Origin of the sequence: Candidatus Erwinia dacicola (assembly GCF_001756855.1) — a bacterium.
Taxonomy (GTDB): Bacteria; Pseudomonadota; Gammaproteobacteria; order Enterobacterales; family Enterobacteriaceae; genus Erwinia; species Erwinia dacicola.
Genome location: NZ_MAYS01000077.1, coordinates 1 through 9,912, shown reverse-complemented (window position 1 = coordinate 9,912; position 9,912 = coordinate 1). Strand labels below are relative to the sequence as shown.

At 55.8% G+C, this 9,912-nt stretch carries 7 protein-coding genes and 3 pseudogenes; 7 read left to right on the top strand and 3 right to left on the bottom strand.

What is annotated here, in order from left to right:
* Positions 1-190: pseudogene (locus tag BBW68_RS15465) on the top strand (hypothetical protein); the annotation flags it as partial.
* A 215-nt stretch (positions 191-405) separates the two neighbouring features.
* Positions 406-1,308, top strand: a complete 903-nt coding sequence (metF, locus tag BBW68_RS02155; protein ID WP_070133812.1) for a methylenetetrahydrofolate reductase — start codon at positions 406-408, stop codon at positions 1,306-1,308.
* 133 nt (positions 1,309-1,441) lie between these two features.
* Here the strand turns inward: metF and ppc are convergent, their stop codons facing one another.
* The gene (ppc, locus tag BBW68_RS02150) at positions 1,442-4,093 is read right to left on the bottom strand and encodes a phosphoenolpyruvate carboxylase (protein WP_070133811.1); all 2,652 of its coding nucleotides are present in this window, start codon (positions 4,091-4,093) and stop codon (positions 1,442-1,444) included.
* Between the two features lie 246 nt (positions 4,094-4,339).
* Entirely contained in the window at positions 4,340-5,491 is a 1,152-nt protein-coding gene (argE, locus tag BBW68_RS02145) for an acetylornithine deacetylase (protein WP_070133810.1), read from the bottom strand.
* A 122-nt stretch (positions 5,492-5,613) separates the two neighbouring features.
* Here argE and argB point away from each other — a divergent pair, with 122 nt between their 5' ends.
* From argB to argH, 3 genes are all read left to right on the top strand, one after another.
* Positions 5,614-6,390, top strand: coding sequence for an acetylglutamate kinase (gene argB / locus BBW68_RS02140; protein WP_070133813.1), 777 nt, complete (start codon positions 5,614-5,616; stop codon positions 6,388-6,390).
* 26 nt (positions 6,391-6,416) lie between these two features.
* Positions 6,417-7,631: an argininosuccinate synthase gene (locus BBW68_RS02135; RefSeq protein ID WP_070133809.1), complete on the top strand. Its 1,215-nt coding sequence runs from the start codon at positions 6,417-6,419 to the stop codon at positions 7,629-7,631.
* Positions 7,632-7,722: 91 nt separating this feature from the next.
* Positions 7,723-9,099 (top strand): argininosuccinate lyase, encoded by a 1,377-nt coding sequence (gene argH, locus BBW68_RS02130; protein WP_070133808.1) that lies wholly within the window; start codon positions 7,723-7,725, stop codon positions 9,097-9,099.
* A gap of 74 nt (positions 9,100-9,173) precedes the next feature.
* On the opposite strand, the pseudogene BBW68_RS17470 reads toward argH, so the two are convergent.
* Positions 9,174-9,289 (bottom strand): annotated as a pseudogene (locus BBW68_RS17470) (thioredoxin domain-containing protein); the annotation flags it as partial.
* Positions 9,290-9,400: 111 nt separating this feature from the next.
* On the opposite strand from BBW68_RS17470, the pseudogene BBW68_RS20470 reads away from it, so the two are divergent.
* Both BBW68_RS20470 and BBW68_RS02125 read left to right on the top strand, forming a co-directional pair.
* Positions 9,401-9,487 (top strand): annotated as a pseudogene (locus tag BBW68_RS20470) (IS1 family transposase); the annotation flags it as partial.
* Between the two features lie 74 nt (positions 9,488-9,561).
* On the top strand, positions 9,562-9,861 hold the full coding sequence (locus BBW68_RS02125; RefSeq protein WP_070133807.1) for an IS3 family transposase: 300 nt from the start codon (positions 9,562-9,564) through the stop codon (positions 9,859-9,861).
* The last annotated feature ends 51 nt before the right edge of the window (positions 9,862-9,912 follow it).

Here is a 9,912-nt window from a genome sequence, read left to right as displayed (position 1 = left end):
CGCCCTGTAAGGGCGCTACGTTCTTCGAGGATGAAGCGGTTGGGATCAGGAGTCGCTCAGCGGCGCTGCTGCCGTGCGATAACGTCTTCGCCATTGAGAGCCGCTGGTGATCCGCGGCCTGGGCACCGGGTGCGATGTCACTGCTGGGGCAATTCAGTCTGACCTGAATCGTTTGGCACAGCTGCTGTAATCCTCCCCCCCCCCTGATTTGGGCTAGGCATGCCTAGCCCCTGCACAACGTTTGCATGAATTTCCCTCATAACCCTTGCTGGTCTGTCATGGCACACCATCATTTTTCTGTTGACTGAATAGGCAAATTCCGTCATTTTGAATGTCTGGACGTCTAAACGGATAGACGTGTAACGGCGAAGAAATAAGCCAAAGCGATCGATGAGGTAACTGGGTATGAGTTTTTTCCATGCAAATCAGCGCGAAGCACTGAATCAGAGTCTGACCGAGATTAACAGGCAGATTAATGTTTCATTCGAGTTCTTTCCGCCGCGCACCAGTGAAATGGAAGATACCCTGTGGAACTCAATCGATCGCTTCAGCAGCCTGAAGCCGAAATTCGTTTCGGTGACCTATGGTGCTAACTCCGGCGAGCGCGACCGTACGCATAGCATCATTAAAGGCATCAAGAATCGCACCGGTCTGGAAGCTGCTCCGCACCTGACCTGCATTGATGCCAGCCGCGATGAGCTGCGGAATATTGCTCAGGATTACTGGAATAATGGCATTCGTCATATCGTCGCGCTGCGCGGTGACCTGCCGCCGGGCGCTGGCAAGCTGAAAATGTATGGGGCGGATTTGGTTGCGCTGCTGAAAGAGGTGGGTGATTTCGATATTTCCGTGGCGGCTTACCCGGAGGTGCATCCGGAAGCGAAAAGCGCCCAGGCGGATCTGATTAACCTCAAGCGTAAAATCGATGCGGGTGCCAACCGTGCCATCACCCAGTTCTTCTTCGATGTGGAGAGCTATCTGCGCTTTCGCGACCGCTGCGTGTTGACCGGCATTGATGTCGAGATCGTGCCGGGCATCCTGCCGGTATCGAACTTCAAGCAGCTGCAGCATTTCGCCGCCATGACCAACGTGCGCGTGCCGGGCTGGATGACCAGCATGTTTGAAGGGCTGGATAACGACCCGGAAACCCGCAAAATGGTCGGTGCCAACGTGGCGATGGATATGGTGAAGATCCTCAGCCGCGAAGGCGTGAAGGACTTCCACTTCTATACCCTGAACCGCGCCGAGCTGAGCTACGCCATCTGCCACACGCTGGGCGTGCGCCCTAGAGCGGCGGTGAGTGCATGACATTGATGGACCAGACGAAAAAAAGGCCGCATAAGCGGCCTTTTTTGCGTTTCAGGACGGAGCGAAAAAGAGGGTCCGCCTCTACGGTTTTGTATGGGCCGATCATTTTTTCCGATCGGTCCGTGTCACCGATTTAACCGGTATTGCGCATCCCCGCCGCTACTCCGGCGATGGTTACCATCAGCGCCTGCTCAACGCGGGCATCCGGCTTGCCGCCTTCTGCTTCCTGCTGGCGTGAACGGTGCAGCAGCTCAGCTTGCAGCACGTTCAGCGGATCGGTATAGACGTTACGCAGCGCAATCGACTCAGCAATCCACGGCTGGTCGGCCATCAGATGCGAGTCGTTGGCGATGGTCAGCACGGCTTTGATATCTGAATCCAGCTGATCGCGCAGCTGTTTACCCAGCGACCACAGCGATTTGTCTACCAGACGCTGATCGTAGTATTCCGCCAACCACAGGTCAGCCTTCGAGAACACCATTTCCAGCATGCCCAAGCGGGTAGAGAAGAACGGCCAGTCACGGCACATGGTTTCCAGCGTGCCCTGGTGGCCATCTTCCATCGTTTTCTGCAGGCCAGCACCGGCACCCAGCCAGGCCGGCAGCATCAGGCGGTTCTGCGTCCACGCGAAGATCCACGGAATGGCGCGCAGCGACTCGACGCCGCCAGTCGGACGGCGCTTGGCCGGGCGTGAACCCAGCGGCAGCTTCGCCAGCTCCAGCTCCGGCGTTGCCGAGCGGAAGTACGGCACGAAATCCGCATGCTCGCGCACGTAGCCGCGGTACATATTGCAGGAGACGTCGGACAGCTGGTCCATGATCTCGCGCCACTCCGCTTTTGGCTCCGGCGGCGGCAGCAAGTTGGCCTCGAGAATCGCCCCGGTGTAGAGCGACAGGCTGCTGATGGTCACTTCCGGCAGGCCGTATTTAAAGCGGATCATCTCGCCCTGTTCGGTGACGCGCAGGCCGCCCTTCAGGCTGCCCGGAGGCTGTGATAGCAGCGCGGCATGTGCCGGTGCGCCGCCACGGCCGATAGAACCGCCGCGCCCGTGGAACAGCGTCAGAGTGGTACCGGCCTTCTCGCAGGTTTTGATCAGCGCATCCTGAGCCTGATACTGCGCCCAGCTGGCTGCCATCACCCCGGCATCTTTCGCCGAGTCGGAATAGCCAATCATCACCATCTGTTTGCCCTGAATCAGGCCGCGATACCAGTCGATATTCAGCAGCTGGCTCATCACGTCGTTGGCGTTGTTCAGGTCATAGAGGGTTTCAAACAGCGGTGCTACCGGCATCACGTAATTTATTCCGGACTCTTTCAACAGCAGATGAACCGTCAGCACGTCTGACGGCGTTTTCGCCATAGAGATTACGTAGGCCGCGATCGAGCCTTTTGGCACTTCTGCCGCCACGCGGCAGGTATCCAGCACCTCTTTGGTGTCGGCGCTTGGCTCCCACTGGCGCGGCAGCAGCGGACGTTTAGAGCTCAGTTCGCGGATCAGGAAGGCCTGTTTGTCGGCCTCTGGCCAGCTTTCATAATCACCGAGGCCGAGGTAGCGGGTAATTTCGGCAATCGCTTCGGTGTGGCGGGTGCTCTCCTGACGGATATCGATACGCACCAGCGGTACGCCGAAGCACTTCACGCGGCGCAGGGTGTCGAGCAGCTGGCCGTTGGCGATAATGCCCATGCCACACGCCTGCAGTGACTGATAGCAGGTGTAGAGGGGGGCCCACAGCTGGTCGTTGGAGATCAGCAGGTTGGCCGGGCGCGGCAGGCGCTCGCCCTTCAGACGGCGCTCCAAGTAGATTTGGGTACTCATCAGCTGGCCGCGCAGGTTTTTCATGATCTCGCGGTACGGCTCCAGCGCTTCAGGGTTGCCGCACAGTTCACGCACTTCTGGCGTACATTCGGACATCGACAGCTCGGAGACCAGCACGGCGATATCACGCAGGAACAAATCGGCAGCTTTCCAGTGGCTTAGCTGCAGCACATGGCGGGTAATGTCGGCGGTGACGTTCGGGTTGCCGTCACGGTCACCGCCCATCCATGAGGTGAACTGCACCGGGACAAAATCGACCGGCAGCTGATAGCCAAACGACTCTTCAACCTGCTCGTTCAGTTCGCGCAGGAAGTTAGGCACCCCTTCCCACAGGCTATTTTCAACCACCGCAAAGCCCCATTTGGCTTCATCAACCGGGGAAGGGCGGTATTTACGAATTTCGTCGGTATGCCAAGCCTGGGCAACCAGCTGACGCAGGCGGCGCATAATCTGCCCACGGTCATAGTCAGACAGTTCGTTGTGATCTAACTGCTTGAGGCAGCTGTTCACTTCCACCAGTTTGTGGATCAGGGTACGGCGGGTGATTTCAGTCGGGTGCGCGGTAAGAACAAGTTCCAGCGATAGGGATTCAATGGCTTTACGAACGGCGGCTTCGGTCAGGTCCGACTGCTGCTTCAGGCGTTCAAAGGTCTTCGCCAGCAGCTTTGTCTGATTCGGGCCTTCGCCTTTTGGCGAAATGGTGTGGTACTGCTCGGCCACGTTGGTCAGATTGAGGAACTGGCTGAACGCGCGGGCGACCGGAAGCAGTTCATCGTTGGATAAATTTTGCAGCGTGGTCAGTAGTTCCTGACGGTGGGCATCATTTCCCGCACGTGATGACTTGGAGAGCTTACGGATTGTTTCAACCCGATCGAGAATGTTCTCTCCCAGAGCATCCTTAATTGTATCCCCGAGCAGTTTGCCGAGCATACTGACATTACTTCGCATTGCGGAATATTGTTCGTTCATATGACCCCTGACACCCTTCTTGTATTTGTCACTTTATTTCACCCTTGTGGGCATAACGCAGCCTTTTATCTAGCCACGTTAAGAACCATTCGTCAATTGACTTAAATCTGCCCCATTGTGGTGCTAACTTGCGGGAATTTATGAAATTTAATGACATCGGAGTGAGATAAGTTATTCTTATCATCCCGAATAATTGAAATTAGGGGCAAACGGCTGTTTTCACAGTCAATTGCCCCGTTTTTTTACTTAGTGATAGCAGAAATGATGCACCACCTGGGCGATCAGTTCGCGGGTAGGTTTAATAAATGCGGTATCGATAAATTCATCCGGCTGGTGTGCCTGATTAATTGATCCCGGGCCTAAAACCAGCGTCGGGCAGATTTCCTGAATAAACGGCGCTTCGGTGCAGTAGTTCACCACTTCGGTTTCGGTCCCCAGCAGTTTCTCCACGACCTGCACCAGCTGGTGCTCACGCGGGCACTCGTAGCCCGGGATTGGCGGATGCAGTTCACCGACGGTCAGGTGACCCGGCCAGCGCGCACTGACCGGGGCCAACGCGTCATTCAGCAGTTCATCAAGATCGCTCAGCGTCAGCCCCGGCAGCGGGCGGATATCCATATGCAGCTCGCAGCAGGCGCAGATACGGTTGGCCGCGTCACCGCCGCTGATGTGGCCGAAGTTCATGGTCGGATAAGGAATGGCGAAGTTGTCGTGGTGGAAGCGTGTCTTCAGCGTGTTACGCAGCTCCATCAGCTGGGTGATCGACTCATGCATCAGCTCAATGGCATTGACGCCGCGCCCCGGATCGCTGGAGTGGCCGGACTGGCCCTGAATGCGGATCACGTTAGACAGATGGCCTTTATGCGCCCGCACCGGTTTCAGCGAGGTCGGCTCACCGATTATCGCGCAGTCCGGGCGTAGCGTGGTGGATTCAGAGAAGAACTTCGCCCCGGCCATGGTGGTTTCTTCATCGGCGGTGGCGAGAATATACAGCGGCTTTTTCAGCACTGACACGTCAATATCATGCAGGGTGTCTAAAATAAAAGCGAAGAACCCTTTCATATCGGCGGTGCCGAGGCCGTAAAGATTGTTGTCGTGCTCGGTCAGAGTGAACGGGTCGCGCGTCCAGCGTCCATCGTCGAACGGCACGGTGTCGGTGTGACCAGCCAGCAGCAGGCCACCTGCGCCTTCGCCGCTCTTCGCCAGCATGTTGGATTTATTGCGCGTGCCGGGCACCGGCTGCACTTCCACGCTAAATCCCAGATCGCGGAACCAGCCGGCCAGCAAACTAATTAAAGTTTCATTACTCTGGTCGAGCGCGCTGTCGGTGGCGCTGATTGATGGTGTTACAATCAGTTGGCGGTAAATCTCAATAAAAGGGGGTAATTTTATCTTCACTGTTGACAGTCCTTAGGGTAGGATAATATAAATATTAATTCACTAATAGTGAATAAAAATACAATATCAGCGACCAGATGGAAACTGAAAATTTTATCTATCACAGAGAGCGAGTTGAGTTGATGACCAATCCGTTAATTATTAAGTTAGGCGGTGTGCTGCTGGACAGCGAAGAGGCGCTTGAACGTCTGTTTACTGCATTGGTAAGCTACCGTACCACGCATCAGCGACCGCTGCTGATCGTTCACGGTGGCGGCCGTTTGGTCGATGAACTGATGAGCAAGCTGTCGCTGCCGGTGAAGAAGAAAAACGGTTTGCGCGTCACTCCCGTCGATCAGATCGACATTATCACCGGGGCGCTGGCGGGTACAGCGAACAAAACCCTGCTGGCCTGGTCGAAAAAACATAGCATTGATGCCGTTGGCCTGTGTCTCGGCGACGGCGGCAGTGTTGATGTGGCACAGTTTGATGATGAACTCGGTCACGTGGGGCTGGCAACGCCGGGTTCCCCACGCCTAATTAATACGCTGCTGGGCGCAGGCTATCTGCCCGTGGTCAGCTCAATTAGCATCACCGCTGATGGTCTGCTGATGAACGTCAACGCTGACCAGGCGGCGACGGCACTGGCCGCTACGCTGCGTGCTGATCTGGTCCTGCTCTCTGACGTTAGCGGTATTCTCGATGCTAACAAGCAGCGCATCGAAGAGGTGACGGCGGAAAAAGCCGGGCAGCTGATCGCCGACGGGGTGATTACAGACGGTATGATCGTGAAAGTGAATGCCGCACTGGAAGCTGCCCGCACCCTAGGTCGCCCGGTGGATATCGCCAGCTGGCACCATGCCGAACAGCTGCCGACCCTATTTAACGGCGTGTCCATCGGCACTCGTATCCTCGCTTAAACAGAAACGTTTTCAAGGAAAAGACAATGCAAGACAAAAGCATCAAAAAAATCGTACTGGCTTACTCCGGCGGTCTGGATACTTCGGCCATCATTCCATGGCTGAAAGAGAACTACGGCGGTTGTGAAGTGGTGGCGTTCGTGGCGGATATCGGTCAGGAGCGTGGCGATCTGGAAGGCATTGAGCAAAAAGCGCTGCAGTCTGGTGCTTCAGAATGCCACGTAGTGGACCTGCGTGAAGAGTTCATCAGCGAGTACGTTTATCCGGTGCTACAGACCGGTGCGCTGTACGAAGGCACCTACCTGCTGGGGACGTCAATGGCGCGCCCAATCATTGCTAAAGCGCAGGTTGAGCTGGCGCTGAAAGTCGGTGCCGATGCCCTGTGCCACGGCGCCACCGGTAAAGGTAACGACCAGGTGCGTTTTGAAACCACCTACACTGCGCTGGTTCCACAGCTAAAAGTGGTTGTGCCATGGCGTGAGTGGAACTTTCGTTCCCGTGAAGCCCTGCTAGACTACTTGAAAGAGCGTAATATCTCGACCACCGCGTCGCTGGAGAAAATCTACAGCCGTGACGAAAACGCGTGGCACGTTTCTACCGAAGGCGGCGTGCTGGAAAGCCCGTGGAATGCCCCGAACAAAGATTGCTGGGTATGGACCATCGATCCACTGGAAGCACCGGATCAGCCTGAGCAGGTCACTGTCTCCGTTGAAAAAGGGCGCGTGGTTGCCGTTAATGGTGAAGCGCTTAGTCCGTTCGGCTGCTTGGACAAACTGAATGCCATTGGTGCGCGTCATGGTGTGGGCCGTATCGACATCGTCGAAAACCGTCTGGTGGGCATAAAATCTCGCGGCTGCTACGAAACCCCTGGCGGCACCATCATGGTTTACGCACTGCGTGCGATTGAGCAGCTGGTTCTGGACCGCGACAGCTTCAAATGGCGTGAGCAGTTGGGCTTGGAAATGTCCTATGTGGTTTACGACGGTCGCTGGTTCGCACCGCTGCGTAAATCCATCCAAGCTTCTGCCGCTGCACTGGCGGAAGACGTGAACGGCGAAGTGGTGCTGCAGCTGTACAAGGGCCAAGTGACCGCGATTCAGAAGAAATCGGCTAACAGCCTCTATTCTGAAGAGTTTGCCACTTTCGGCGAAGACGAAGTGTACGATTACCGTCACGCTGGCGGCTTTATTCGTCTGTTCTCGCTCTCTTCACGCATCCGCGTGCTGAACGAGAAGAAGTAATATTTTCGGGCGAGGCAACTCGCCCCTACAGGCATTCGTAGGGGCGGCACATGTGCCGCCCTTATTATATTATTTGAATGGAGTATGCATCATGGCACTTTGGGGTGGACGGTTTACGCAAGCTGCAGATCAACGTTTCAAGTTATTCAATGACTCACTGCGCTTCGACTATCGTCTGGCAGAGCAGGACATTACCGGCTCCGTTGCTTGGTCCAAAGCGCTGGTGACCGTGAATATCTTAACAGCAGAAGAACAGCAGCAGCTGGAAGGCGCGCTGAATGTTCTTTTGGAAGAAGTGCGCGCGAATCCACAGCAGATTCTTGAAAGTAACGCCGAAGATATTCACAGCTGGGTGGAAGGTAAGCTGATCGACAAAGTCGGTTCGCTGGGCAAAAAACTCCACACTGGTCGTAGCCGTAACGATCAGGTCGCGACCGACCTTAAACTGTGGTGTAAGACGCAGGTCAGCGAGCTGCTGCTGATAGCCACGCGTCAGTTCCAGCAGGCGCTGATCGCCACCGCAGAAGCCAATCAGGACGCGGTGATGCCGGGTTATACTCACCTGCAACGTGCCCAGCCGGTGACGTTTGCACACTGGTGCTTGGCCTATGTTGAGATGCTGGCGCGCGACGAAAGCCGCCTGCAGGACACGTTAAAGCGCCTTGACGTCAGCCCGCTGGGCTGCGGCGCACTGGCAGGAACCGCGTATGAAATCGACCGCGAGCAGCTGGCCAGCTGGTTAGGTTTTGCCTCGGCCACCCGTAACAGCCTCGATACCGTTTCCGACCGCGATCACGTGCTGGAGCTGCTGTCCGATGCGTCAATCGGTATGGTGCACCTGTCGCGCTTCGCCGAAGATCTGATCTTCTTCAGTACCGGTGAGGCGGGTTTTGTTGAGCTGTCTGATAAAGTGACTTCCGGCTCTTCCCTGATGCCGCAGAAAAAAAACCCGGACGCGCTGGAGCTGATCCGCAGCAAAATGGGCCGCGTGCAGGGTGCCCTGACCGCGATAAGCATGACGCTGAAAGGGCTGCCGCTGGCGTACAACAAAGATATGCAGGAAGATAAAGAAGGGCTATTCGATGCGCTCGATACTTGGTCTGACTGTCTGCATATGGCGGCACTGGTGCTGGATGGCATTCAGGTAAAACGCCCACGCTGCCAAGAAGCGGCCGAGCAAGGCTATGCTAACTCCACCGAACTGGCGGATTATCTGGTTGCCAAAGGCGTACCGTTCCGTGAAGCGCACCATATTGTCGGTGAAACCGTGGTGGAAGCAATCAAGCGGGGCGTGGCGCTGGAAGCACTGAAGTTATCTGATTTGCAGAAATTCAGCAGCGTGATTGGCGAGGATGTTTACCCGATCCTGTTGCTGCAATCCTGTCTCGACAAGCGTAATGCCCAAGGCGGCGTCTCGCCGCATCAGGTATCGAAAGCGATTACCGCAGCGAAGCAGCGCCTAGCGTAGCAGGTTTGTGGGTCGGCAAGTCCGACCCTTGGGTAATTTTTGCAGGGGATGGGCATGCCCATCCCGTTTTTGTTTTACGCCGCGAAGAACTGCTCTGAATCATCGTTGTCGCCGAGTGGCACCCGCCGATAAACACCTGTGGCACGGTGGAGTGGCCGCTAACGGCACGCAGGCTGACGGTGGTTGCATCCCAATGGCATTCGGTTAAGAAAGCAACTATGCTATAAAAATCTAGGCTTTCTTGGTAAAGCCTCTGAATAGTTGGATTTTGTGATATTCTGGCATTATTTGAGGTGTTGTTATGGCTACCGTAACTGTCCATTGTCCCCGCTGTGATTCCGATGAAGTTTACCGGCATGGACTCAGCCCGACTAAGCGTGAGCGATTTTGTAGTGGCACACTGATACTGGCCACCTGATCGAAAGGTGATATTCTCACCTTCCCAACACCACAGGTGACCCAATGGCTAAACATTTCACGCCAGAATTTAAGCTCGAAGCGGCGAAGTTAGTTGTCGACCACGGCTATACCTACGTTAAGGCCGCAGAGGCAGTTAACGTAAGCCATTCGGCTATCACCCGTTGGGTGAATAAGCTGCGACTTGAGCGCCAGGGGAAAACGCCCGCCGGGCTTCCTCTGACGCCAGAACAGCTCGAGCTGCGTGAGGCGAGGAAGAAAATACAACGCCTTGAAATGGAGAACGAAATCCTAAAAAAGGCTACGGCGCTCTTAATGTCGGACGCACTCAACGGTTCACGGTAGTCGACAGGCTAAGAGCGAGGTATCCGGTCGCTGCGTTGTGCCAGACTTTTG

Coding starts and splice junctions, on each gene's coding strand:
- BBW68_RS02135 (WP_070133809.1), top strand. CDS start 6,417: ATGCAAGACAAAAGCATCAAAAAAATCGTACTGGCTTACTCCGGCGGT.
- metF (WP_070133812.1), top strand. CDS start 406: ATGAGTTTTTTCCATGCAAATCAGCGCGAAGCACTGAATCAGAGTCTG.
- ppc (WP_070133811.1), bottom strand. CDS start 4,093: ATGAACGAACAATATTCCGCAATGCGAAGTAATGTCAGTATGCTCGGC.
- argB (WP_070133813.1), top strand. CDS start 5,614: ATGACCAATCCGTTAATTATTAAGTTAGGCGGTGTGCTGCTGGACAGC.
- BBW68_RS02125 (WP_070133807.1), top strand. CDS start 9,562: ATGGCTAAACATTTCACGCCAGAATTTAAGCTCGAAGCGGCGAAGTTA.
- argH (WP_070133808.1), top strand. CDS start 7,723: ATGGCACTTTGGGGTGGACGGTTTACGCAAGCTGCAGATCAACGTTTC.